At 61.3% G+C, this 24,117-nt stretch carries 21 protein-coding genes; 8 read left to right on the top strand and 13 right to left on the bottom strand.

What is annotated here, in order from left to right:
• Window positions 1-3: 3 nt before the first annotated feature.
• Genes rsmB through ACW4YW_RS08150 form a run of 4 tightly spaced genes read left to right on the top strand, consistent with a single transcriptional unit; the run spans window position 4 to window position 5,227 of the window.
• Window positions 4-1,281 carry a 16S rRNA (cytosine(967)-C(5))-methyltransferase RsmB gene (gene rsmB / locus ACW4YW_RS08165; RefSeq protein ID WP_457137129.1) on the top strand — a complete coding sequence of 426 codons (1,278 nt, stop codon included), beginning with the start codon at window positions 4-6 and terminating at the stop codon, window positions 1,279-1,281.
• Window positions 1,244-1,825, top strand: coding sequence for a DUF4390 domain-containing protein (locus ACW4YW_RS08160; protein ID WP_407997631.1), 582 nt, complete (start codon window positions 1,244-1,246; stop codon window positions 1,823-1,825). Before rsmB ends, ACW4YW_RS08160 begins: the two co-directional genes overlap by 38 nt.
• Window positions 1,826-1,832: 7 nt before the next feature.
• Window positions 1,833-3,959: an ATP-binding protein gene (locus ACW4YW_RS08155; RefSeq protein WP_457137128.1), complete on the top strand. Its 2,127-nt coding sequence runs from the start codon at window positions 1,833-1,835 to the stop codon at window positions 3,957-3,959.
• Entirely contained in the window at window positions 3,956-5,227 is a 1,272-nt protein-coding gene (locus tag ACW4YW_RS08150) for a sigma-54-dependent transcriptional regulator (protein ID WP_457137127.1), read from the top strand. The genes ACW4YW_RS08155 and ACW4YW_RS08150 overlap by 4 nt, the downstream gene beginning before the upstream one ends.
• Before the next feature lie 2 nt (window positions 5,228-5,229).
• On the opposite strand, the gene ACW4YW_RS08145 is transcribed toward ACW4YW_RS08150, so the two are convergent.
• The 7 genes from ACW4YW_RS08145 to ACW4YW_RS08115 form a co-directional block, all read right to left on the bottom strand.
• Window positions 5,230-5,913: a YoaK family protein gene (locus ACW4YW_RS08145; protein WP_457137126.1), complete on the bottom strand. Its 684-nt coding sequence runs from the start codon at window positions 5,911-5,913 to the stop codon at window positions 5,230-5,232.
• Window positions 5,914-5,999: 86 nt separating this feature from the next.
• The gene (gene aqpZ, locus ACW4YW_RS08140; RefSeq protein WP_457137125.1) at window positions 6,000-6,689 is read right to left on the bottom strand and encodes an aquaporin Z; all 690 of its coding nucleotides are present in this window, start codon (window positions 6,687-6,689) and stop codon (window positions 6,000-6,002) included.
• Between the two features lie 137 nt (window positions 6,690-6,826).
• Window positions 6,827-7,135 (bottom strand): MliC family protein, encoded by a 309-nt coding sequence (locus ACW4YW_RS08135; RefSeq protein WP_457137124.1) that lies wholly within the window; start codon window positions 7,133-7,135, stop codon window positions 6,827-6,829.
• Window positions 7,136-7,265: 130 nt separating this feature from the next.
• Entirely contained in the window at window positions 7,266-8,609 is a 1,344-nt protein-coding gene (locus tag ACW4YW_RS08130; RefSeq protein ID WP_457137123.1) for an anti-phage deoxyguanosine triphosphatase, read from the bottom strand.
• 151 nt (window positions 8,610-8,760) lie between these two features.
• Window positions 8,761-10,377 carry an AAA family ATPase gene (locus ACW4YW_RS08125; protein WP_457137122.1) on the bottom strand — a complete coding sequence of 539 codons (1,617 nt, stop codon included), beginning with the start codon at window positions 10,375-10,377 and terminating at the stop codon, window positions 8,761-8,763.
• A gap of 200 nt (window positions 10,378-10,577) precedes the next feature.
• Window positions 10,578-11,267: an MgtC/SapB family protein gene (locus tag ACW4YW_RS08120; RefSeq protein WP_457137121.1), complete on the bottom strand. Its 690-nt coding sequence runs from the start codon at window positions 11,265-11,267 to the stop codon at window positions 10,578-10,580.
• Between the two features lie 137 nt (window positions 11,268-11,404).
• Window positions 11,405-11,815 carry a hypothetical protein gene (locus ACW4YW_RS08115; protein ID WP_457137120.1) on the bottom strand — a complete coding sequence of 137 codons (411 nt, stop codon included), beginning with the start codon at window positions 11,813-11,815 and terminating at the stop codon, window positions 11,405-11,407.
• A 178-nt stretch (window positions 11,816-11,993) separates the two neighbouring features.
• Here ACW4YW_RS08115 and ACW4YW_RS08110 point away from each other — a divergent pair, with 178 nt between their 5' ends.
• Entirely contained in the window at window positions 11,994-12,881 is an 888-nt protein-coding gene (locus tag ACW4YW_RS08110) for an SDR family oxidoreductase (RefSeq protein ID WP_457137119.1), read from the top strand.
• A 28-nt stretch (window positions 12,882-12,909) separates the two neighbouring features.
• Here the strand turns inward: ACW4YW_RS08110 and ACW4YW_RS08105 are convergent, their stop codons facing one another.
• From ACW4YW_RS08105 to ACW4YW_RS08080, 6 genes are all read right to left on the bottom strand, one after another.
• The gene (locus ACW4YW_RS08105) at window positions 12,910-13,485 is read right to left on the bottom strand and encodes a nitroreductase family protein (protein WP_457137118.1); all 576 of its coding nucleotides are present in this window, start codon (window positions 13,483-13,485) and stop codon (window positions 12,910-12,912) included.
• A gap of 95 nt (window positions 13,486-13,580) precedes the next feature.
• Complete coding sequence (locus ACW4YW_RS08100; RefSeq protein ID WP_457137117.1) at window positions 13,581-14,078, bottom strand: DUF2059 domain-containing protein; 498 nt, start codon at window positions 14,076-14,078, stop codon at window positions 13,581-13,583.
• Window positions 14,079-14,160: 82 nt separating this feature from the next.
• The gene (xth, locus tag ACW4YW_RS08095) at window positions 14,161-14,928 is read right to left on the bottom strand and encodes an exodeoxyribonuclease III (RefSeq protein ID WP_457137116.1); all 768 of its coding nucleotides are present in this window, start codon (window positions 14,926-14,928) and stop codon (window positions 14,161-14,163) included.
• A 54-nt stretch (window positions 14,929-14,982) separates the two neighbouring features.
• Entirely contained in the window at window positions 14,983-16,920 is a 1,938-nt protein-coding gene (locus tag ACW4YW_RS08090) for an esterase/lipase family protein (protein ID WP_457137115.1), read from the bottom strand.
• A 10-nt stretch (window positions 16,921-16,930) separates the two neighbouring features.
• Window positions 16,931-17,872 carry an Lnb N-terminal periplasmic domain-containing protein gene (locus ACW4YW_RS08085; protein WP_457137114.1) on the bottom strand — a complete coding sequence of 314 codons (942 nt, stop codon included), beginning with the start codon at window positions 17,870-17,872 and terminating at the stop codon, window positions 16,931-16,933.
• Between the two features lie 73 nt (window positions 17,873-17,945).
• The gene (locus ACW4YW_RS08080; RefSeq protein ID WP_457137113.1) at window positions 17,946-18,605 is read right to left on the bottom strand and encodes a CerR family C-terminal domain-containing protein; all 660 of its coding nucleotides are present in this window, start codon (window positions 18,603-18,605) and stop codon (window positions 17,946-17,948) included.
• 169 nt (window positions 18,606-18,774) lie between these two features.
• On the opposite strand from ACW4YW_RS08080, the gene ACW4YW_RS08075 reads away from it, so the two are divergent.
• Genes ACW4YW_RS08075 through rbbA form a run of 3 tightly spaced genes read left to right on the top strand, consistent with a single transcriptional unit; the run spans window position 18,775 to window position 24,106 of the window.
• Window positions 18,775-20,259, top strand: coding sequence for an efflux transporter outer membrane subunit (locus ACW4YW_RS08075; RefSeq protein WP_457137112.1), 1,485 nt, complete (start codon window positions 18,775-18,777; stop codon window positions 20,257-20,259).
• A gap of 14 nt (window positions 20,260-20,273) precedes the next feature.
• On the top strand, window positions 20,274-21,344 hold the full coding sequence (locus tag ACW4YW_RS08070; protein ID WP_457137111.1) for an HlyD family secretion protein: 1,071 nt from the start codon (window positions 20,274-20,276) through the stop codon (window positions 21,342-21,344).
• Window positions 21,341-24,106 (top strand): ribosome-associated ATPase/putative transporter RbbA, encoded by a 2,766-nt coding sequence (rbbA, locus tag ACW4YW_RS08065; RefSeq protein WP_457137110.1) that lies wholly within the window; start codon window positions 21,341-21,343, stop codon window positions 24,104-24,106. The genes ACW4YW_RS08070 and rbbA overlap by 4 nt, the downstream gene beginning before the upstream one ends.
• Window positions 24,107-24,117 lie beyond the last annotated feature (11 nt).

Raw genomic sequence — 24,117 nt, 5'->3', positions numbered from 1 at the left:
CCCGTGCAGGTCTCGCAGCAGCTTGCCGCGCAAGCCGTCGGGCAAGTGCTTGATGGACGCAACCTATCCGTCGTGCTGGAAACGTTGTTCCAGCACCATCGCGACATTACGCCGCAGCAGCGTGCCACGAGCCAGGACCTAGCCTACGGCACGCTGCGTTTCTATGCGCGGCTCGAAGCCTTGCTGCAGCAATTGCTGCAAAAGCCCTTGAGCGACGCCTTCGTCCATCATTTGCTATTAGTCAGCCTGTACCAGCTTGTCTATGACAAGGTCGGCGCGCATACCGTGGTCAACCAGGCCGTGCTCGCCGCCGCGAAAACCAGGAAGGCCTGGGCCAAGGGACTGGTCAACGCCGTGCTGCGCAACTTCCTGCGCCAACGCGATACTCTGGAACAGCGGCTCGCCAATAACGAAACTACCCGATATTCCTATCCGCAATGGTGGATCAACAAGCTCCGGCAACAATACCCTGAACATTGGCAAACCATGCTGGAAGCAGGCAACCAGCATCCGCCCATGACCTTGCGCGTGAACCGCCGTCACGGCGATGCGGAAGGCTACCTGGAAAGTTTGCAGACAGCGGGCCTGGATGGCCATGCCTTGGACGAGCAGGCCATCATGCTGAAGCATGCCGTGCCAGTCGGCCGCCTGCCGGATTTCGATGCAGGCCGGGCGTCGGTGCAGGACTGGGGCGCCCAGTTCGCCGCGCTGGAACTGGATGTGGCCGATGGCATGCGGGTGCTGGACGCCTGTTGCGCGCCTGGCGGCAAGACCGGCCATGTACTGGAACTGGCGGACGTGCAGATGACGGCCATGGACAATGACGCCCAGCGCCTGCAGCGCGTCAGGCAGAACCTCGATCGCCTGGGCCTGCCTGCCAACCTGGTGCAAGGCGATGCCAGCACCCCGGATGCCTGGTGGGACGGCGTGCCGTACGACCGCATCCTGGCTGATGTGCCCTGTACCGCCTCGGGCATCGTGCGCCGCCATGTGGATATCAAATGGCTGCGGCGGGAGCAGGACATTGCGGCATTTGCCGAACAGCAGCGCGTGATATTGCAGGGCTTGTGGCGGCTGCTGGCAAAGGGTGGTAAATTGCTTTACGTCACGTGCTCGGTATTCCACGAGGAAAACCAACAACAGGTCTCGCGGTTTCTGCAAGCTCAGCCCGATGCACGCCTGGTGCCCTACAAGCACATCACATTACAATTAAACCAAGGACAATTACTCCCCGGTACAGAACATGACGGCTTCTTTTACGCTTTACTGCAGAAAGTTTAGGCTGTTCCTTTTACTGCTGGCTTTTTTCAGCTATCAGGCGATTGCCACCCAAAGCAGCCTGTCAATCGACTCCGCAGAGCTGGTCGCTTCCGAGGAGGGCGCTTACTTGCTGGATGCGGATTTTGGCCTCGTCCTCAGCCCAGCATTGGAAGAAGCCGTCAGCAAAGGCATGCCGTTGAACTTCCTGGTGGAGTTCCAGCTTGTCTCGCCCCGCCGCTACTGGTTCGACGATGAGATCGTCAGCCTGACCAGCAAGGTATCCTTGAGCTACCACGCCTTGTCCCGCCAGTATCTGGTGAACCGCGACGGCCACCAGCTCTCTTTCGCCAGCATCCAGGAAGCCAAGGAGGAAATTTCCCACCTGCGCAACTGGCAGGTGATTGACGGCGGCATGCTGAAAAAGGGCGAGAGCTACCAGGCCGGCCTGCGCATGCGTCTGGATCAATCCAAATTGCCGAAGGCGTTGCAGGTGGATACCCTGAGCTCGGAGGACTGGAACATGGCTTCCGAGCGTTTCCGCTGGACACCAGCACTCGGCCAGTAAAACCGACATGAAGTACATCGTCTTTATCAGCGCAGTCTTGGGGGCGGTACTGCTGTACCTGCTTTCTCACGCCAGTACACGCAGCGCTTCGGCAAGCAATTACTACAACCTGCTGCTGGCCTTGAACCTGGCGCTGGCTGTCGCCTTGATCGTCCTGATCGGCATCCAGCTCTGGCGCCTGTACCGCCAGATGCGCAGCAGCATCATGGGCAGCCGGCTGACCCTGCGCCTGATCGGCAGCTTTGCCCTGATGGCGATTATTCCCGGCGTCATCGTGTACGCCGTATCGGTCAATTTCCTCACGCGCTCGATCGAATCATGGTTCAACGTCAAGGTGGAAGCGGCGCTCGAAGGCGGCCTGCGCCTGGGCCAGAGCGCGCTCGACATCATGCTCTCCGACCTCGAGGACAAGGCCGAGACCATGGCCCTGTCGCTGGCATTCCAGCCCAGCAACCTGCACCTGAGCGTACTCAACGACCTACGCGAGAAGAGCGGCGTGCGTGATGCCGTGCTTTTGACCGTGCAAGGCCGCATCCTGGCATTTTCCAGCGGCGACCCGTCCAGCTTCCTGCCCGACCTGCCCAGCATCCCGCAGCTGCGCCAGGGACGCCAGCATGTCTACGGCGTCATTGAACCCATTCTCGGCAAGGGGCTGTATTTACGTGTGCTCGCACCCGTGACCATGAACGACATGGCGGGCGAAACCCGCGTGCTGCAATTGCTGCAACCGGTGCCCAAGTCCCTGTCGGAAACGGCGGAAGCCGTGCAGGATGTCTACGAGGACTACCAGGAGCTTTCCTTCAGCCGCGAGTCGCTCAAGGAAGTGTTCGCGCTGACGCTGACCCTGGTATTGATGCTCGCCATGCTGTCTTCGATCGCGTTCGCGTTTTTGTTGAGCCGCAGGCTCTCCGCCCCGCTGGGCATCCTCGCCGAAGGCACGCGCGCCATTGCCCGCGGCGATTACGGTACGGTATTGCCCGCGCACGGCAAGGACGAGCTCGGCATCCTCGTGCAATCGTTCAACAGCATGACGCGCCAGCTCAACGACGCCACCCAGGCGGCCGACCGCAACCGCGCCCGCCTGGAGGCCGCGCGCGGCTACCTCGAAACCATCCTCGCTCACCTCTCGTCCGGGGTGCTGGTGCTCGGCGAGCACGGGCAGCTACGCACTTTCAACTATGCGGCATCCCACATTCTCGGCGTGCGGCTGACCGAGGAAACCCTCAACCAGCCGCTGGACCTGCTCGCCCACCAGCAGGAAACGCTGGCGAGCTTCGTCAACCGCATCCAGGTCTACTTCAAGGCTGATTCCGCCTCGGAATGGCAGGAGCAAATGGATATCAGCACCAGCCAGGGCAAGCAGGTATTGCTGGTCCGTGGCACACGGTTGCCCGATGGTCCGGATGGCGGTTTTGTCGTCGTATTCGACGACATCACGCAGATGGCCCAGGCCCAGCGCGACGCCGCCTGGGCGGAAGTGGCACGCCGGCTCGCGCATGAAATCAAGAACCCGCTCACGCCGATCCAGCTTTCCGCCGAGCGCATCGAGCACAAGCTGGCGTCCAAGCTGAGCGAGACGGATGCGGAGATGCTGAGCCGGGCGACAGCCACGATCGTCAGCCAGGTCAACGCCATGAAGACCATGGTCAACGAATTCAGCGAATATGCGCGCCTGCCTGCATTGAGCCTCGATACGGTAGACCTCCGGCAATTGATCCAGGATGTGCTGGCCTTGTACGAGGCCGGCTCCATCCAGATCAAAGTGGATATCCCGCCGGAGCTGCCCAAAGTGCACGGCGATGCGACCATGCTGCGCCAGGTTTTGCACAATTTGCTGCAGAATGCGCAGGACGCGTTGGAACAGCATCCGCAGCCTGAGATCGTCATTTCATGCAGCCTGGCCGATGAGCGCGTCAAGCTATGCGTCAAGGACAACGGCGCCGGCTTCCCGCTGGAGATACTCTCCCATGCGTTTGAACCCTACATGACCACCAAGCGGCATGGAACCGGCCTCGGGCTCGCCATCGTCAAGAAGATCATCGAAGAACACAAAGGCAGTATCAAGGTGGAAAACCTGGAACCTGACGGTGCGATCGTCACCGTCGCCATACCAATAGCGGAGCGCAAGCAATGACGGCAAGGCAAGTGCTAGTCGTGGATGACGAAATCGGCATCCGCGAATTGTTAAGGGATATTTTGCAGGACGAAGGCTATCAGGTACGCCTTGCGGAAAACGCGGCCGAGGCCCGCACCTGGCGCCAGCAGGCCCGGCCGGATCTGGTGCTTCTGGATATCTGGATGCCGGACTGCGACGGCATCACACTGCTCAAGGAGTGGGGCAACGGCGGCCTGCTGACCATGCCCGTCGTCATGATGTCCGGGCACGGCACCATCGACACCGCGGTCGAGGCCACCCGCATCGGCGCTTTCGACTTCCTGGAAAAGCCGATCGCGCTGCAAAAACTGCTCAAGACCGTCAATGCCGCGCTCAAGCACGGCGAACAGCTGCCGCGCTCCGACATGAACCTGCTCAACCTGGGCAAAAGCCCGGTCATCTCGGAACTGCGCCAGCGCCTGGAACAAGTCGCCAACCTGAGATCAGCCTTGCTGCTGATCGGGGCCAAGGGCAGCGGCCTGGAGCTCTGTGCCCGCTTCCTGCACCAGCCGGGCTCGCCGTGGCTGGAGCTCAACGAAACCGAACGCCTGGCCTCGGCCCCGCTGGAACTGCTGGAGCATACCAGCGACGGCCTGATATTCATCCCTGAGGTGGCCGAACTGAACAAGACCGAGCAAAAGGGCCTGCTGCTCCTGCTCTCCAAGGCGGAAAAATACGACGTGCGCGTGGTCTGCGGCACCGCGCGCGCCTTGCCGCAGCTGGTGCAGGAAGGCGCGTTCGACAGCAACCTTCTGCAAGCGCTCTCCATCGCCACTGTCAGCGTGCCGGCCCTGGAGGACCATCGTGAGGACATCCCCGACCTGGCGCGCTCCATGGTCACGCTCATGGTGGAAACCGGCGAAGCGGCCTACCGCGAGTTCGATATTGCGGCGCTCAATGCGCTGCGCAATGCGGATTGGCCGGGCAACCTTGCCCAACTGGACAGCGTGATCCGCAACCTCGTGCAAACCTCGCTGGGAGAGAAAATCACCCTGGCGGACGTCAACCGGGTAGTGGGACAGTTTGCGCAGATGCACCAGGAAAGCTCCGGCAACGCTGCTGCCACATCCCTCGCCATCGACCTGGATCAACCGCTAAGGGAGGCACGCGACGATTTCGAGCGCCTGTACTTCGAGCACCATATCGCCAAGGCCGGGAGCAACATGAGCAAGGTGGCGGAGAATGTGCAGCTCGAGCGCACCCACCTATACCGCAAACTCAAGCAGCTCGGGGTCAAGACCAAGTAACGCTACCGGCGTTGCGCCCTCGCATCGTAAAGGCAGATGCCGAACGCCGCCGACAGCATGAGTACGGGAACCAGCAGGGCAAGGTTGTCCATGCTCAACGTGCAGATCCCGCCAAGCACCGCCCCCAGCAGGAAGCAAAGGCATACCAGGCCAAACACGCGCGCCTCGTGCAAGGCGGCTCGGTCCATCTTGTGCGTGATGCCCTTGAACAGGCTTTCTATGCTGCGCCGCAAGTTACCCGTCGTCATCACCGAGTTGTAAGGCGAGCTGCCGATATGGGTGAAGCTGGAGTTCTGCATGGCCGCCACCAAGGCAATGCCCGGCACCAGCCAAGCGTCAGGGAAATCCATAGGCAGCTGGCTGCCTATTCCCAGCATCACGATTTCCAAGGCAAGGCATATCAAGGCCGGGCTCACGATCTTTTCCCTCACCCTGGGCAAGCGCAGGCAATTCGCCAGAAACACCCCGGTAATGAATGCCAGCAGCGGCGGTACGTGGCGCAACGCCTGAGTCCAATCCTGGGCCGCCACCGCGATTCCCATGAGGACGATATTGCCGGTCATGGCGTTGGCGAACACCTGGCCGTGGCCGACAAAAGTGAAGGCATCCAGGAAACCGCCGGACAGCGTGAGCAAGGCGGCAACGCGCAAGGAATTGTCTGCAGGCAATGAGGTAGGAAGCGGCATTCCGCAAGGAAAACATAAAACCTGCCTGCCCTGCAATGGCTGAGCATGCTCGTCTCACCCATTACAGGACAAGGAAATGGCGAATATCAGGCTTTTTCGCTTCCGACTGCGCGATACAGCAAGGCGCCAATCACGCCGCCGACGATAGGCGCTACCCAGAACAGCCAAAGCTGGTCGACAGCCCAGCCGCCTGCATAGACTGCCACGCCGGTGCTGCGAGCCGGGTTCACGGAAGTATTGGTCACCGGGATGCTGACCAGGTGGATCAGGGTCAAGGTCAGGCCGATCGCGATCGGAGCCAGGAATGTTGGCGCACGCTGGTCGGTCGCCCCCATGATGATGAAGAGGAAAAATGCAGTCAGTACCACCTCGGCCACCAATGCGGCCGTGAGTGCATACCCGCCTGGGGAATGCTCGCCGTAGCCGTTGGAGGCGAACCCTGCGGTGACATCGAACCCGGCCTTCCCGCTGGCAATGAGATACAGCACCCCGCCTGCGGCAATCGCGCCCAGGACCTGCGCAATGATGTAAGGCAGCAGCTGGCTACCTGCAAAACGGCCACCCGCCCACAAGCCAACCGACACCGCGGGATTGAGGTGGCAGCCGGAAATATGGCCGATGGCGAATGCCATGGTCAGTACAGTTAAACCGAATGCCAGCGACACGCCATGCAGGCCGATGCCGACTTCGGGAAATGCCGCAGCCAATACGGCGCTGCCGCATCCTCCCAATACCAACCAGAATGTTCCCAGGAATTCCGCACTATAACGATTCATTATTTGATCCTCCTTAAATAAGCTGTCATGGCTGCCCCTCGATGAAAGAGCCGGCCAGCGCCAGTATAGGAGGTTTATTGCCGCGAAAATGACGTCAAAACGTCAACAATTGTCAGCAATTACATGAATCGTTAGTTTCAGGGATTGTGCTTGCAGCGATCGATAATATCGCCCGCATTACCGTGATCGTCGGCAAACAAGGTGGCTTCTTCGCCCTTGCTCCACCATTCGAGGGCCGCATTGCGGTAACGCGCGCCGCTCGCGGAGATAGCCTGTTCCAGCGTGTGGGTTTCACCCTGATATTGCAGCACGGCCTTGTCCTGCTCATAAGTCACCTGCGCCACACCGCCGCTCTCGCATTGGTAAAGCCACACTTGGGGCTTGCCGCCGGAATGGCAGGCTGCCAGCAGCAAACAGCACCACAGCATCAGGGAAGCACGCAACATCTTGAACCCTCCTTTACACGTCTTATCAGATTTTGCCTTCAATCGAAAAACCAAACAGGTCGCCGCAGACGGTGCCGATGCACGGCAAGGCTACCCAACGCCGTTATACGTTTGTAGCCAACGGGGCCCATTACAACCGGTCGAACACCGAGCCTATATCCGGGCTGAACAAACGGTTGTACAAGCGGGCGGCGTAGACATCGGTCATGCTGGCGATATAGTCGCAGATCACCCTCCGCGGTTCCGGGCTATCGCGCAACTGCGCCAGATGGGCAGCCGGCAACAGCCGCTCGGGATTTTCCAGCAATGTGGAGAACAGGCGCACGATCATCTGCTGCCCCTTGAACTCCAGGGCCTGGATTTGCGGCCGGCGGATGACTTCATCGAAGACGAACTTCTTGAGGATATCGAGCAATGCGCGGGCTTCCGGCTGCATTTCCGCCTGCAAGCGCAACAACGGGGAAACGAAGTCCTCCTGCTCGCGGACCGTGATGTTGCCGATGAAATAGCCGACCAGCTTGCTGATAGCATGCTTGCGGTCGCGGTCGCTGCCGGAGAACAGCTTGTTGTTGTAGAAATCGGCCTGCTCATGCAAAGGGCAGCCGGGCAAGGCTTGCGCCTGCGTCATCACCAGCGCCTTCCATTGCCTTTCGGTGACCAGCTCCAGCGCCAGCGCGTCTTCCAGGTCGTGCACGCCATAGGCGATGTCGTCCGCAAGCTCCATGATCGAAGTATCGAAACCCTTGTACAACGACTTGGCATGCTTGCCCGCCACCGGCCGGGTTTCTCGGAAACGCGCGCGGTCCGCCTCGGGCAGCGGCGCAAGTATCCAGTCCAAGATATCCACCTCTTCATCGTGGATGCACTTGGGCGGCCTGGCGTACTCGATGTTGGAAGAAGCGCCCTGCGCCGCCGAGCCGTAATTCGCCGCCTCGCTGTGCAGCACCGGGTATTTCAGCAAGCCCAGCATAGTGCGACGCGTCAGGTCCAGTCCGTACTCGGGCGAGTACTCGCCCAACCTGCCGATAATGCGCAGGGTCTGCCCGTTGCCCTCGAAACCGCCGTGTCCATGCATGAAGGCGTTCAAGGCCACTTCGCCGCCATGCCCGAACGGCGGATGCCCGAGATCGTGGCCCAGGCAAATGGCCTCGATCAGGCTCAGGGAAGGAATCCAGGCGCTGTATTCCGCATTGCCTTTGTATTGCTGGCGCAATTGCTCGCATATGCCCGAGCCGATCTGCGCGACCTCGAGGGAGTGCGTCAGCCGCGTGCGGTAGAAATCGCTGTCGCCAATGCTGAAAATCTGCGTCTTGGATTGCAGCCTGCGGAACGAGGCTGAGTGGATAATGCGCGCGCGGTCGCGCTGGTATTCCCCGTCGACCTCATCCGAGTTGAAAGGCTGCCCGGTATAGCCCGCGGCATAGCGCCGCCGGTCTACCCAGTCCTTCATGGTCTTGTCTTGGTTATTCTGCATGGCGTGATATTGCCATGAAAGCGCTAGGGGACGACACCCGGCCAGCAAGTTTTATACGGTTTTGCCTGCAAACGTGGCGCAAGACGGGTTGCCGCAGACAGTGCTGATGCACGGCACGGGGACGCAGCGATACGTTGAAGATAAAATCGTATCAATGGCTGGCAGCTCGCACCGCGCGGAACATCGCGCACTGGCGGAAGATTTCCATGCTCAGGGGCACATCGCGCTTTTTCGCCAGCCGCAGCGCAAGGCGCAGCAGCATCTTGATATCGCGTGGCGCAATGCCGGGGAAAGTGTCCACCAGCGCGGCGACCAGCGCTTCGTCCATCTCTGCCTGGTATTGCGCTGCCATCACGCGCCAGATGGCGGCGCTGTCCTCGGGCCCGGGTACCGCGTAATCAATGATCGCGGCACAGCGTGAAATGATGGCGTCGTCGATGTCGTCCGGCCGGTTGGTGGTCATGAACAGCAGGCCGTCGAAATACTCCAGCGTGCGCAAGAACTCGGCCACGATGGCGTTCTGCTCGATATTGGAGGCGCGCTGCATGCCGAAGATATCGGCCTCGTCCAGCAGCAGCACGCAATTCCAGCGCTTGGCCTGCATGAATATCTTCTGCAGGTTCTTGTTGATCTGTTCCGGCACCGTACCCAGGTTGCCGGAGTGGATGGCGTACAGCGGCCGTTCGATCAACTCGGCATACACTTCAGCCGTCAGGGTCTTGCCCACCCCCGCCCGCCCCTTGCACAGGATGACGTTGCCCGCACTCTTGCCCTCGATCAGGTCGTCCACCAGCACGTCGACATCCGTAGTGAGCACGTCCAGCAGTTCGCGGTGGGTTTGCGGCAGCACCAGTTTGTGCCGCAGGCTCTTATCATAAACATAAGGCTGCAAATGATCGCTGTGCGCCCATAAAAATTCATGGGTCTTGAGGTCGAATACGCGCGTCAGCGGGTGTTCGGGCATGACGGCATGGCCATGCGCGCTGCCTGGTACGACGGTGATCTCGGATTCGGCATGATGCGTGAACGCGGCGTAGTCGCCGGCTTCCAGGTCGTGGATCACCCGGTGCCCGTCTAGCAGCTGGCCGCGGCGGCGGTAATTGTTCTCCTCGTAGCAATAGGCCGCGCCGCTCAGGCGGAACTGCCGCGCGAACGCATGCTGGACGACCTCGCGGTGCCGGGCCAGAGCAGCCGTATGTGCGGCCTTCATTTCCGGCGTTTCGTGGTACAGGCCGCGCGCAGCGAGCACGTCGCCGATCCGGTGCCCGAGGACATCCTGGGGCAGGAAGGCATGCGCCATCACCTGCGGACCGTACTTGGCCTTGTAGCTGTCCTCGTTGGAATAGCCGTAGGCCTGCGTATGCAGCATCACCGAAGGGCTGGAGCGGCCGGGAATACCCGGCGTGGCGCTGATACGGGTCAGCAGCTCGGGGTAAAGCCGGCCGTCGTCCCCGGCGGCATATAGCCAGCCGTCGACCAGGCCCTGGCGGAAGAACGCAAGCAACTGGGCAGGAAAAGCCTCGAAATCCTCCACTGCTGCCGCAGCCTGTCCTTCCCTTGCCGCGAGCAGGGAGCCTGCAATCAAGGCGGTAGCGGTTTCGCCCAGCGCGTGCGCGGCGGCTACGATATCCTGCAATGCAGGCCGGTCGAGCACGGCGGTATTGATGCTGTGAAGGCGCGTGCTGTCAGCAGCAGCCTGGGCGCGGTATTCGCGCAGCAATTCGCTTTTCGTGGCATGCAATAGCTGGGTGCTGATGATCAATGGCATCGCTCGGCTCTTCTAGCAAAGATAGGGAAAAACCGCATATTGCCATGAAACCGCAAGGCGCCACAGCCTGCAGCACCACGAGCCTGTTCAAAGAGCCGCGAACAAACTACGTCGTTGTTGCCCGGCCTTGTCTTACTGCTTGTATTGCCCGCGGCAGGGCGCCTTGCCAGAATCGCTGCGCCGAATTTTTGTCAGCGCTGCTAATCGCGCGTCGGGGCGATGCGGAAAGTGCGGACGATGTCCATGCCTTGCAGCGCGTGCGCCAGCACGGAAATATTGTCCTGGTCGGACGTGCGCAGGATCATGCTGTATTCCAGCAATTTGCCGTCATGCGAGATGGCGTAGCTCATATTGGCGATGGTGAAACCCTTGTCCGTGATGAACTGCCGCAGCTCGCTCTCGGGCATCGGTTTGTAACGATCGAACGAAATTTGGTAATGCGCATAATAGTGGGACGGCAGGCGCACCTCTATCCAGCGGAACAGGGACAGCGTGCCCAGCGTCATCAAGGTAGCGAGGACGGCGGGGAAGTAAAAGCCGATGCCGAACATGATGCCGATCGCCGCCGTGATCCAGATCGAGGCCGCCGTGGTCAGGCCGCGCACGGTGAAGCCTTCCTTGAAGATCACCCCGGCCCCGAGGAAACCGATGCCGGTCATGATGCCTTGCGCCATGCGGGAAGGGTCCGCCTTGATCGTATCCTCTGGCACGCCGGGCAGCAGTTGCCACTGATACAGCGTCAGCAGCATGAGCAGGCTGGAAGACAGGCAAACCAGCGTATGCGTACGGAAACCGGCGGGACGGCCATGAAAACTGCGCTCCAGCCCGATAATGCCGCCAGCCGCGATGGCGCTCACAAGATGGATGGTAATCAGGAAATAATCATGCATGCGCAACCTCGCCAGATCTGCCCGCTGTCATCAGGATAAAGCGACCATGATAAAGGAAAGACCGCACTGATGTACCATGCGCGGCTTTTTACGGACAACAGCCCGAACGGGCTTGCGAGTGGCCAGGGCTGGCAACGCTAGAACGGAGGCTGTTCCAAACGCCAACCATGGCGGGAATAGACATCCATCAATGCCTGCCCGTTATCGTTGTAGTGAATCTCGGTGCCCGCCGGCACGGCGAGCGTCTCCAGCAATGTACGCAATATGGGGCGCACCATGCCAATATCATGCGTCGTGATATCGACACGCTGGTGCAACACGTGCTGCGAGCCATCCTGCTCCGCATCGCTGAACGACTGCCCCCAGCCTATCACGGTGCCTGCCTCGGCTTCCAGCAGCAGCCGGGCAAGCTCGTTTTCCCGCTGGTGGAAAGGGTCCTGCCGCGCATGGGGCTTGACCGGGATCTTGACGTAGACAAACAAGCTCTGCGGACTTTTGTTGAATAAGGTTTCCCGTTTTACCTCGCCTTGGTGGCTTGTGATGCTCATATCAGTCGCCTTTTTTGTCATGTGGGTTTTTAACGGTTATCCCATTAACCACGTTGACATCATGGCGTCACAGGGCTGTGCTCGAAACGGACTCCTACACGCGATTGCGGCTTGCACCGATACGCATGACTGCTCAGCGGCGTAGGATGGAGCGATCTATCCGGATAGGAGCATCATCATGTCCAAACACAAGCCATTGCAAGAACAAGTCATTGTCGTCACCGGCGCTTCCAGCGGCATCGGCCTGTGCACAACCATCATGGCATCGGCGCTCGGCGCGACCGTGGTATTGGTCGCACGCAGCGAGGAAACCTTGACGCAGCTCACCCAGGAAATCAATGCCAGCGGCGGCGAGGCGCTCTATGTCGCGGCCGACGTTTCGGAGCGGTCCGAGGTCAACAGGGTGGTCGACCAGGTGCTGGCCCGCTACGGCCGCATCGACACCTGGGTCAACGATGCAGGCGTCTCCATTTACGGCCGGCTGGACGAAGTGGACGAGGAAGACAGCCGGCGCCTTTTCGACATCAACTTCTGGGGTGTGGTGAACGGCTCGCTCGCGGCATTGCCGCACTTGCGCCATAGCGGCGGCGTGCTGATCAATGTCGGCAGCGAAGTGTCCGAGAGCATGATACCGCTGCAAGGCATGTATACCGCCTCCAAGCATGCGGTCAAAGGGTTCACCGACGCTTTGCGCGTGGAAATCGAGGATGTGGACGAAAGCCCGGTCTCCATCACATTGATCGAGCCTACCGCGGTAGACACGCCCTATCCGGAACACGCGAAAAACTACATGTCGCGCGAGCCCAAGCTGCCGGATCCCATGATAGACCCGCAACTGGTGGCGGAAGCCATCCTGCATGCGGCGCAGGAAGGCGGGCGCAACATCAGGGTAGGCTTGATGGCGAGCTTCAATATTTCACTGAGCAAGCTCATGCCGGCATTGGCGGAAAAGCTGTCCGCACGCCTGGTGGTCAAGCAGCAACATGCCATTCCGCCGCAAAACCCCCAAGGCACCTTGTATAAAGCCGGAGGTAGCGGCCATATTCACGGCAGCACAAGACACTAGGAGGCGTTAGGCCTGTTTCCAGGAAGCCTCAGCCATGCCATTGCTGGGCATATTCCTGCCATGATACGCGGGCTGCGTTGGCTTTCGTTACGTTGCTAGGCGTGCCCAGGTTCAACAGGCCGATGATCCGGTCTTGCGCCCCGAACCCCATGACCTTGTGCAGCAATGCCGCCAGCGGCTCGGGCGTGCTGCTCCAGAAGCCGCTGTAGCCCAGCAGATGGGCGGCATTGAGCATGCTCATGACAGCGGCCCCGGCCGCCAGCAATTGCTCAAACTCCGGCGCCTTGGGGTGCGGCGTGATGCGTGCGGCGAGCACGATCACCACTGGCGCCGTCGTCAGCTTCAGCGTGTATTTTCCCTGCAACGCCTGTACCTGCTCGGTTTGCGCGTCCGGGTGCTGCAACACCCTCTGCAGCAGCGCCTGCCTGTCCCCTGCTTGCACCACCTTGAAATGCCAGGGGCGCAATCCGGCATGGTCCGGCGCAACGGCCGCAGCCTGCAGGATGGCCTCCAGTTCTGCCGGCGCAGGTGCCGGTTCGCTCAACGGCCAGGCAGAGCGCCGGGCCAGAATGGCTTCTAAAGTTTGTTCATGTATAGAACGCATATCTTCCTCAAAATGCACAACGTCTTCAGCCCAGTATTACGCTCGCTGCCTCGCACGCTCACCAAAGCACGGCATGTTCACTGAAGCCCGGACGGTTAAATATCGAAATTCTCCTTCTTCAGCCTTGCGCGGATACGCTGCTCGATTTCCGGCTGCAGCGACGCTCCCCATTTCTGCCCTACCTGCATGCTTTCCTTGATCAGGGTGGGCATGATGCGTACCGTCTTCTTTCCCAGATCCGTTTTATAGAACGCTATCATCTGCTTCATTTCCTCATGGGAGAAATGGCGGTGATAAAGCACCACGACTGCCCGCTTGAAGTCTTCGGCATGCGCTTCCAGCACCTCGTCCACAATCGGCACGATAGTCGTCAGCAGTTCGTCGGGAACTGCCGGGTTCGCCTGCTTGACCAGCCGCCCGTATTCCGCAGTCACCAATGCCGACATTTGCCTGCTGAGGGCCATCGTGCCGGTAATATCGATCAACTCCTCGATATCCGCCGTTTTCTCGGCAGTCAACGCATCCGCGCTTTCATCCTCCGCCCACGCGTGCAGGCTGAACAAGAGCATGGCGCACAGCATCCATCTTTTCATTTTGAAACTCCCCTTTTTCGAATATTCCAGACATCGACACATTATTTTTATCAAGCATTGGCCCGCGGGCGGAATTGCCATCTCAACATGCAAGCTGCAGCACTACCGGCGTATGGTCTGAAGGGCGCTCCAGCTTGCGCGGCCCCTTGTCTATCCAGCAACGCAGGCACTCGCTTTTGAGCGCATCACTGACCAGGATATGGTCGATGCGCAGCCCGAGGTTGCGGCGGAAGCCCGCCATGCGGTAATCCCACCAGCTGAAGCTGGCCGGCTCCTGCTCGAACAGGCGAAAACCGTCATGCAGGCCCAGCGCTGCTATGGCGCGGAACGCCGCGCGTTCGGGCTCGCTCACCAGTACCTGGCCCACCCATGCCGCCGGGTCATGCACGTCGAGGTCTTCCGGGGCAATGTTGTAGTCGCCCAACAAGGCCAGTTTCGGGTGCGCGGCGAGTTCAGCCTGGAGATAGGCCGTGAGCGCCTCCAACCATCCCAGCTTGTATTGGTATTTGTCCGACTCCAGGCTCTGCCCGTTTGGGATGTAAGCGCATACTATCCTGATGCCGTTGATGGTGGCGGTCAACAACCGCTTTTGCTCGTCATTCAGCCCCGGGATGCCGAACGTCACGTCCTCGATCGCGTGCGGGCTGAGGATCGCCACGCCGTTATAGGTTTTCTGACCGCTATGCACGGCGTTGTAGCCTGCTTCCTTCAATGCGTCATAGGGAAACTTGCTGTCCTCCTGCTTGGTTTCCTGCAGGCAGAGCACGTCCGGTTTTTCAGCGGCAATCCAGTCCAGCACGTGCGGCAGACGGACATTGAGGGAATTCACATTCCAGGTGGCGAGTTTCATAAAGCAATGTGTCGGAGCAATTGGTCAATCCTTGAGTGTATCACTGCTGGGGGATTATCTTGCGACGTAGGCCTGGTATTCCTGAGAGCTACCCTCAATATCCAGACGCAGGATGCGGCGGATCTCGAGGATGGCCTGCGGCGTCTCCTGCACGCTATGCCAGGAGGGGATCACCAGTTCCGATTGCGCGCCAGCCAGGTGGGCGCTGGCATAAGGCACCACGCCGTCGTCGGAATCGTCCAATGCAAGCTTGGGCGTGTAGTTGCCGATGATGGAATGGTAAGGGACGGCCGGCGACACCGGCATGCTGGATGCCAGCCGGACGAAGGTGTCGCGGTCGCTCAAGTTATTGATGCTGTTGGGAATGCGCACGGTCTTACCGCCGCCTGCACTGCCGCCGCTTTCATTTGCAGGGTTGACGATCAGCACGTCGCTGAAGCGCCGCGCCATATTGACCGGCAGCGATATCAGGTTGGAAAGCCAGCGGGAAAGGTTGTTTTCCGCAAACGGGGTTCCCCGGTGCGGGGCGGCCACGAAGATGGCGCGCTTGACCTGCGGTACCGGCTCGAACTTGAGATAAGGCCCCAGCCTCTCCTGTGCCCGCTCCAGCCTCTGCCCTTGCAACGGATAATTGGCAAGAAGGGAATCCCACAGCTCCTCGCCGGAAGACGAGATCATGAGGCGCGAAAGCACGCCGCCCATGGAATGCCCGACGACCACAATATGATTGGATGCCAGCGAGGTCCCGCCCGGGTCCAGCGTTTGCAGCGCAGTCTGCAACGCGGCGCGGATATGGAAGTTGTTGTAGGCCAGCGGGGCATTGGTGGGATAGTAAACTTGCCATATCTGGTAATGCTGGCGCAGCTCCTCGTCGCCCAATACTTCGTTGGCCACATTGATCCACGCTTCCGGGCTGCTCGCGAGGCCATGCAGCATCAGGATGATACGGCGGTTGGGATCGAACGGCTGCATCAGGTAGATATGCGCGTCGTCAAGGCCCGCGGCACGGCCGAACAAGGTGTTGATCGCCTGCGCAGCGAAGCCGGAACGCGCCAGCCACAATCCGTACCCGGAGGTGAAATTGGCAGCCAGCGGCACCTCGATGTTACCCACGCGGATACTAGCTTGGCGGTAAGGGTCATAGCCAACGACCTCCACCTGCTGCGTATCGAGGATTTCATTGAGCGACTCGCCCTTGAACAGGAGAACAACGGAAATAGCCGGATAGGAAGTCTCGCTGAATGGCGCGCTATCTCCCCTGCCCACGATGGGAGGTTTAGTCACCGCAACCAGTTCGGCCCCAAGGCCGTCGCGACGGTACATATTGCGCAGGCCGGTAAAGGTCAGCGAGGAGGCGGGAACGATTTCTTCCGGCTCCGGCTGCCCCTCTGGCAAACGGACATTTTCCAGACGGGTCTGCAATTGCCAGTTCCCCACGGACTGCAACGGCTGCTGCTCCTGGCCGCCATGCTGGTGCATCCTGAACAGCAGGGTCACCACCTGCTGGACGGCGAAATTATAGTAGTCCCGCACTTGGGTCTGCCTGTCTTCAAAAGCCCGCTCGCTGGGCTGGCGGCTGGTATGGAACAGGTAGGCATAGGCATAACGCGCGCTTTGCAGATAGGCATCCAGCGTGGCGTACCCGTTGCTCAATGCTTGATCGGCTTTTTCGCCATCCAGCGCGGTCTTCAACCAGAGTTCGGATAATGTCGCCAGGCGCCGCTCGTCGCGCAGGCCTTGCGAGCTGGCAATCGCCTGCTTGCAGTCCGTGGCGCTGGCCAGGCAACTGGACGCATCCAGCCCGACCACGCGCAGATTTTCATCAGTCGTATGGCTCAAGCGGCCCGTGGTCAGCACATCGCCCCGGCGCTGGTTGAGATAGTCCTTCACCTGTATCGAAGAGACCTTGACGCCCGCACACCCCGGCAACACAAGCACCGCTACGAATACGGCAAGCAACAGCCGGAAGGAGAGAAAAGATGATAAACGCATATCTGGCGGCTTACTCATGCATATTGCCGCGGATCAAGCGGGAGAAATCGGGATCCCGGTCTGCCGCCTTGGCCCTGTCGGTGACTCTTCCGTTGCGGCGCAGCGCCTCCAGGGAGAAGCGCTTATCCAGGCCGCCGATGCCGTACAGGTATTCAGGCAGATAGCCGGACAGCAACAGGCGGTAGTCCATGGGCAATCCCGGGATGATCTTGCGCACCATTTCATAGACCACCGTGGTGCAGTTGGCGGTCACCGTGTGGTAGAAACGCGGCTTGGCCGCCAGCTGGTTCGCCTCGTCGGCATAGGCCAGGAAGAGCTCGCGCATGGCGTCCTGCGGCATGTCGATGCGGTAGAGGTATACGTCCTCGCCGCGGATATTGGTGCGCACACGCACGATGTCGCGCTCGTCGGCCACGATCAGGCTGGTCTCGAACTCCTTGAAGAAGCCGCCGATTTCGGAAAAGGCTTCATGGCGCTCCTTGCGGATTTCCACCGAGAACACCAGTTGGCGGCCGTCGGTGAACCCGAACGACACCAGGGTGTGGGCGATCGCCGGGCCGCTCCAGTAGGAAAGCAGCATATCCACGCTGCGGAGCTGGCCGAGGTCGTACTGGCGCTGTTCCCAGCGCGGGGTGTAGTCGGTCTCGCTGCGCCAGTCGAAATTGCGCACCTGGCTGAACGTGACGAGGTCGCCATGGCGGACGGCGGTCGTGGTCTCGGCGACATCGTCGGCCCACTCGCGCGTATTGGAAGGCTTGAGGCCCAGCCACCAGCCCAGCAGCAAGACAAACATCACCATATAAAGCAGGCTGCCGCGCAGGACGCCATGTCGCCGCCCCACGAACACGCTCAATCCGGCAACGCCCAGCCATCCCGCAACCGCCAGCGCTTTCAACGCCGGGAAAGGAAACTGGTAAAAAAGGGCAAACGCGCCCCAGCCGGCGCTCAGCACAAACGCTGCGCTTAACAGGAGGCAGTTGAAAACGTGCAAACAGCGGCGTATGAAAAAATTCATGGAAAATCAGCTACAGTGCCGCAATCGCATCCAGCCCGGCCAGGATGAAGCGCTTGATATGCTGGTGCAATGGCGCCGCCTCGCACGAGACGGGGGCAACGCAATGTTCCAGCACGCGCGGGTCCGTCATATAGGGGAACGAGCACAAGGAAAACATGCTCAGCAGGCAACGGTCCACCACGGCGGAATCGGCCGGCGCTCCCACGATCTCGCCCAAGATCTGCTTGACGATGCCGGTCTTGGGAGAAGTATCCAGCCTGAGGAAATCGATAAACTCGGACGAAGGCGAAGTCAGCTCGCGGAAAAACAGCCGTATCTGCCAATCTTGCGAGGCCTGCGCCACCAGCACCATATCCAGTATCCGCTCCAGCTTATCCCTGGCCGGGCGCTGGCTGGCTGCAATCGCCTCCAGCATTTCCATGCGCAGAATGTACTGCGTCACGTCAGTCAGTATTTCATGATATAGGCCCGCCTTGCTGCCGAAATGGTAGTTCACCGAGCCCACGGTGGCATTGGCGCGCTCGCAGATTTCCTTGCTCGTGGTGTCGCTGTAGCCGCGCTCGGCGAAAATCTCGCCCGCGGACTGCAAAAGCAGCTTGCGCGTGGCAAGTCCGTCGGAGCGGATTTCACGGCCCGCTAACGGTTGGCTTAATTGGGAAGAAGCATTCATGTTGTGCCCGATTAATGGTTGGCCGCTGCAATGAACCAACATGCAGCCCGGCAAAAACAGTTTCAATTGTAATTGAAACTAGAGTAAAGTAACCATTGTTGAGTTTAGAAATTACTTGTATCAGGGTAGGCAAAAGCTTTCTTGCCCAGGCTAGCGAGATACGACAACAATGAAAACACCCACCTCTTTGCCGCAACCACGGAGCAGGCATCAGCACTGGCAGCTCGCAATTGCCGCCTTATGCCTCGCGCTCGCGGGCTGCAAATCCATGGCGCCCGATTATGAACGGCCGGCCGCGCCGGTTGCGGAACATTTCCCCCAGGCCGGCGCCGACACGGGCACCGATGCAGCCAGCCTGGCCTGGCAGGACTATTTCGCCGACGCCACCTTGCAAGGCCTGATCGGCGACGCGCTAGCGAACAACCGCGACCTGCGCAGCGCGATTCAGCGCGTTGAAGGCGCGCGGGCGCTGTATGGCGTGCAACGGGCAGACTTGTTCCCCGGCCTCAACGCCCAGGGCAGCTTCGCCCGCTCGCGCACGCCGGAGGACATGAGCCTGATCGGGCGACCCATGGTCCTGAGCGAATACCGCGCCGGGTTCGGCATCAGCAACTGGGAGCTGGATTTCTGGGGACGCATCCGCAGCCTCAGGGATGCCGCGCTCGAAACCTTCCTCGCCGCCGAATCTTCGCAACGTGCTTCCGCCATCTCGCTGGTGGCGCAGGTGGCGAACAGCTACCTCAACCTGCGCGAGCTGGACCAGCGCATCCTGATTGCCGAGAAAACCATAGAAAGCCGCCAGGAATCGGTACGGATTTTCCAGCGCAGGTTCGATGTCGGCTCCACCTCCAAGCTCGACCTGAAGCAAGTGCAGGCGCTGCTCGCCCAGGCGCAGACACTGCTCTACCAATTGCAGCAATCCCGCGCCACCGAGCTCAACGCGCTCACCTTGCTGGTGGGCAAGCCCGTCGAGCTGGCCCCGGCCGGCCACGCCTTCTCCGAGACGAAAATGCTGCACCAGCTCAAGCCGGGACTGGCATCTGAAGTGCTGACGCAACGCCCGGACATCATCGCCGCGGAACACCTTCTCAAGTCGGCCAACGCCAATATAGGCGCGGCGCGCGCGGCGTTCTTCCCGCGCGTCACGCTGACCACCTCGCTCGGCACCGCCAGCCGCGAGTTGAATGGACTGTTCGACGCGGGCAGCCACGCCTGGAGCTTCGCCCCCAGCGTTTCACTGCCGATTTTCGACGGCTGGCGCAACCGCTCCAACCTCGAGTTCGCCGAAGTCAGGCGCGACCTGGCCGTGACCAGCTACGAGCAAACCATCCAGACCGCATTCCGCGAGGTGGCGGACGCCCTGGCCGCCCAGCACGGCATACGGCAGCAACTGGTCAGCCAGCAGGAGATGCTGGATGCCCAGGCGGAACGCGCCCGCCTCGCCAAGCTGCGCTACGACCATGGCGCCACCTCGTATTTCGAAGTGCTGGACGCCGAGCGCAGCCTGCTGGACGTTGAACAGCAACTGGTGCAAATGCAGCGCGCCCTCTTCTCCAGCCAGGTCAGCCTGTATGCCGCGCTGGGCGGCGGGTCGCAATCCATTGCCGCATCCTCGCCGCCAATCATGCCCATCAGCCGGCAGCCCGCCAATTGAACGGATCACGCCATATGAACCCAACAATCAAGAAATTCGCCCCGCTCGTGATCATTGCCGCATTGGCCGCCGGCGGCTTTTATGCCTGGCAGGCCATGAACGGCAATAACAACACCGAAGGCCTCGCCAGCGGCAACGGACGGATAGAAGCCATAGAAATCGATGTCGCTACCAAGCTGGCAGGCCGCGTCGACGAGATCCTGGTCAACGAGGGCGATTTCGTCGAGAAGGGGCAACCGCTTGCCAACATGCAAGTGCAAGTACTGGATGCGCAGCGCGATGAAGCGCGCGCGCAGCACCAGCAGGCGCTCAACAGCGTAGTGGCCGCTCAGGCGCAGGTCGCCCTGCGCGAAAGTGACAAGCGCGCCACGCAAGCGCTGGTGACACAGCGCGAGAGCGAGCTAGACGCCGCCCAGCGCCGCCTGGCGCGTTCCGAGACGCTCTCGGCCGAAGGCGCTTCCTCCATCCAGGAACTGGACGACGACCGCGCCAGGGTGCGCAGCGCACAGGCCGCCGTCGAGGCCGCCAAGGCGCAAGTCGCCGCATCGCAGGCCGCCATCGATGCGGCCAAGGCGCAGGTGATAGGCGCCAGCTCGACCGTGGCGGCGGCGGAAGCCACCATCGCCCGCATCGAGGCCGACATTACCGACAGCCAGCTCACCTCGCCCCGCGCCGGCCGCGTGCAGTATCGCGTGGCGCAGCCGGGCGAAGTGCTTGCCGGCGGCGGCAAGGTGCTCAACCTGGTCGACCTCTCTGACGTCTACATGACCTTCTTCCTGCCCGAAGCCGCCGCAGGCAAGCTGGCGATGGGCGCGGAGGCGCGCATCATCCTCGATGCCGCGCCGCAGTACGTCATCCCTGCCACGATTTCCTTTGTCGCCAGCACCGCGCAATTCACGCCCAAGACGGTGGAAACCGAGAGCGAGCGGCAAAAGCTGATGTTCCGCGTCAAGGCGCAGATAGACCGCGAGCTGTTGCAGAAACACCTGAAACTGGTCAAGACCGGCCTGCCCGGCGTGGCCTGGGTCAAGGTGGACAACCAGGCAGAATGGCCGGCTGAACTGGCGGTGAAAGTACCAGAGTGAGCGAAACCCGGCAGCAGACGGCGCCTGTGGTCCGCTTGCAGGACGTCAGCCTGCATTACGGCAAGATCACGGCGCTGGACGGCATCAGCCTCGAGATCCCGGCAGGCTGCATGGTGGGCATGATAGGCCCGGACGGCGTCGGCAAGTCCAGTCTGCTGTCGCTGGTGGCGGGCGCAAGGGCGGTGCAGGCGGGCAAGGTGGAGGCGCTGGGCGGCGATATGTCCAGCAAGCAGCACCGCGACGACGTCTGCCCGCGCATCGCCTACATGCCGCAAGGGCTTGGCAAGAACCTCTACCCGACATTGTCGGTGGAGGAAAACCTGCAGTTCTTCGGCCGCCTGTTCGGCCATGACGCGCAGGAACGCAGGCGGCGCATCGACGACCTCACGCGCAGCACCGGCCTGCAGAAATTCCTAGACCGCCCGGCGGGCAAGCTTTCCGGCGGCATGAAGCAGAAGCTGGGCCTGTGCTGCGCATTGATCCACGACCCCGACCTGCTGATCCTCGACGAGCCCACCACCGGCGTCGACCCGCTCGCTCGCGCCCAGTTCTGGGACCTGATCGAACGCATCCGCCAGGAAAGAAACAACATGAGCGTCATCGTCGCCACCGCCTACATGGACGAGGCGCAGCGCTTCAACTGGCTGGTGGCGATGGATGACGGCCAGGTATTGGCGACGGGCACGCCGCAGGAACTGCTTGAACGCACGGGCTCCAGCTCCCTCGAAACCGCGTTCATCGCGCTGCTGCCGGAAGAAAAGAAGCAGGGCCACGAGGAAGTCACGATTCCGCCATTGCCCGAGGGCGACGGCAGCGACGCGGACATCGCCATCGAGGCCAAGGACCTCACCATGCGCTTCGGCGATTTCGTCGCCGTCGACCACGTCAGCTTCCGCATCCGCCGCGGCGAGATTTTCGGCTTTCTCGGCTCCAACGGCTGCGGCAAGTCCACCACCATGAAAATGCTCACCGGTCTGCTGCCGGCCAGCGAAGGGCAGGCCTGGCTGTTCGGGCACGAGATCGACCCCAGGGATATCGACACCCGCCGCCGTGTCGGCTACATGTCGCAGGCGTTTTCGCTCTACACCGAGCTGACCGTGCGGCAGAACCTGGTGCTGCATGCCCGCCTGTTCCACGTGCCGGAAGCGGACATTCCCGCCCGCGTGGATGAAATGGTGCAGCGCTTCGACCTGGAAGAAGCGCTCGACAGCCTGCCGGACGGCCTGCCGCTCGGCATCCGCCAGCGCCTGTCGCTGGCCGTCGCCATGGTGCACAAGCCCGAGCTGCTGATCCTCGACGAACCGACCTCCGGCGTCGACCCGGTCGCCCGCGACAATTTCTGGCGCCTGTTGATCGAGCTGTCGCGCCGCGACCGGGTCACCATCTTCATCTCCACCCATTTCATGAACGAGGCCGAGCGCTGCGACCGCATGTCGCTGATGCATGCGGGCAAGGTACTGGTCAGCGACACGCCTGCCAACATTGTTTCGCAGCGCAATGCCGATACGCTGGAGCAGGCCTTCATCGACTATCTGGTGGAAGCCGGCGGCGGCACTGACGCCAGCACCGGCCCGACCGGGCAAAGCAATCATTCAACGCCGGATATTGCCCAAGGCAGCCACCAGGCCCCGCGCCGGTTTTTCAGCCTCAACCGCATGTTCAGCTACCTCTGGCGCGAAATGCTGGAGCTGCAGCGCGACCCGGTACGCGGCGGCCTCGCCCTGGCGGGCTCGATGCTGCTCATGTTCGTTATGGGCTTCGGCATCAGCATGGACGTCGAGGACCTGACCTATGCCGTGCTGGACCGCGACCAGACCACGCTGAGCCAGAACTACGCGCTCAACCTTTCCGGCTCGCGCTACTTTATTGAAAAGCCGCCGATCCGGGACTACCAGGAGCTGGACCAGCGCATGCGCAGCGGCGAGCTATCCCTTGCCATCGAGATACCGCCGGGGTTCGCCCGCGATGTGCAGCGCGGCAGCCGGGCCGAAATCGGCGCCTGGGTGAACGGCGCCATGCCGCAGCGCGCCGAAACGGTGCAGGGCTATGTGCAAGGCATGCACCAGCAATGGCTGCAGCAGCAGGCGCAGGAGCGCCTGGGCGTCACGGTCGCGAGCGCGGCCACCATAGAGACGCGCTACCGCTACAACCCCGACGTGCGCAGCCTGCCCGCGATGGTGCCCGCGGTGATCCCGCTGCTGCTGCTCATGCTACCCGCCATGCTGTCCGCCCTCTCCGTGGTACGCGAAAAGGAGCTGGGCTCCATCATCAACCTCTACGTGACGCCGGTGACGCGCACCGAATTCCTGCTCGGCAAGCAATTGCCCTATGTCGCGCTCGCCATGCTGAATTTCCTGCTGATGGTATTGCTCGCCGTGACCGTGTTCGACGTCCCGGTCAAGGGCAGCTTCGCCACGCTGGCGCTGGCGGCCTTCCTCTATTGCATCGTGGCCACCGGCATCGGCCTGCTCGCCTCCACCTTCACCCGCAGCCAGATTGCCGCGCTGTTTTTCACCATGATCGCCTCCATCGTCCCGGCGGTGCAGTTCGCAGGCATGCTCAACCCGGTCTCGTCGCTGGAAGGCGCGGGCCGCATCGTCGGCGAGATCTACCCGACCACCTACATGCTGATCATCACCCGCGGCGTGTTCAGCAAGGCGCTGGATTTCTCCGACCTGCACGCCTCGTTCTGGCCGCTGCTGGTCGCCATTCCCGTGGTCCTGGTGACGACCATCCTCCTGCTGAAGAAACAGGATAAATGACATGAAGCGCA

This window comes from Methylobacillus pratensis (assembly GCF_054072455.1).
This window is presented reverse-complemented; position numbering and strand designations above follow the sequence as displayed.

Bases quoted from the DNA above. Each gene is read 5' to 3' on its own strand.
- ACW4YW_RS08125 (WP_457137122.1), bottom strand. From the start codon at position 10,377: ATGCCATTGATCATCAGCACCCAGCTATTGCATGCCACGAAAAGCGAA.
- ACW4YW_RS08135 (WP_457137124.1), bottom strand. From the start codon at position 7,135: ATGTTGCGTGCTTCCCTGATGCTGTGGTGCTGTTTGCTGCTGGCAGCC.
- ACW4YW_RS08145 (WP_457137126.1), bottom strand. From the start codon at position 5,913: ATGCCGCTTCCTACCTCATTGCCTGCAGACAATTCCTTGCGCGTTGCC.
- ACW4YW_RS08070 (WP_457137111.1), top strand. From the start codon at position 20,274: ATGAACCCAACAATCAAGAAATTCGCCCCGCTCGTGATCATTGCCGCA.
- ACW4YW_RS08110 (WP_457137119.1), top strand. From the start codon at position 11,994: ATGTCCAAACACAAGCCATTGCAAGAACAAGTCATTGTCGTCACCGGC.
- ACW4YW_RS08075 (WP_457137112.1), top strand. From the start codon at position 18,775: ATGAAAACACCCACCTCTTTGCCGCAACCACGGAGCAGGCATCAGCAC.
- ACW4YW_RS08080 (WP_457137113.1), bottom strand. From the start codon at position 18,605: ATGAATGCTTCTTCCCAATTAAGCCAACCGTTAGCGGGCCGTGAAATC.
- ACW4YW_RS08090 (WP_457137115.1), bottom strand. From the start codon at position 16,920: ATGCGTTTATCATCTTTTCTCTCCTTCCGGCTGTTGCTTGCCGTATTC.
- ACW4YW_RS08100 (WP_457137117.1), bottom strand. From the start codon at position 14,078: ATGAAAAGATGGATGCTGTGCGCCATGCTCTTGTTCAGCCTGCACGCG.
- aqpZ (WP_457137125.1), bottom strand. From the start codon at position 6,689: ATGAATCGTTATAGTGCGGAATTCCTGGGAACATTCTGGTTGGTATTG.
- ACW4YW_RS08130 (WP_457137123.1), bottom strand. From the start codon at position 8,609: ATGCAGAATAACCAAGACAAGACCATGAAGGACTGGGTAGACCGGCGG.
- ACW4YW_RS08150 (WP_457137127.1), top strand. From the start codon at position 3,956: ATGACGGCAAGGCAAGTGCTAGTCGTGGATGACGAAATCGGCATCCGC.
- ACW4YW_RS08155 (WP_457137128.1), top strand. From the start codon at position 1,833: ATGAAGTACATCGTCTTTATCAGCGCAGTCTTGGGGGCGGTACTGCTG.
- ACW4YW_RS08160 (WP_407997631.1), top strand. From the start codon at position 1,244: ATGACGGCTTCTTTTACGCTTTACTGCAGAAAGTTTAGGCTGTTCCTT.
- ACW4YW_RS08105 (WP_457137118.1), bottom strand. From the start codon at position 13,485: ATGCGTTCTATACATGAACAAACTTTAGAAGCCATTCTGGCCCGGCGC.
- ACW4YW_RS08115 (WP_457137120.1), bottom strand. From the start codon at position 11,815: ATGAGCATCACAAGCCACCAAGGCGAGGTAAAACGGGAAACCTTATTC.
- ACW4YW_RS08120 (WP_457137121.1), bottom strand. From the start codon at position 11,267: ATGCATGATTATTTCCTGATTACCATCCATCTTGTGAGCGCCATCGCG.
- xth (WP_457137116.1), bottom strand. From the start codon at position 14,928: ATGAAACTCGCCACCTGGAATGTGAATTCCCTCAATGTCCGTCTGCCG.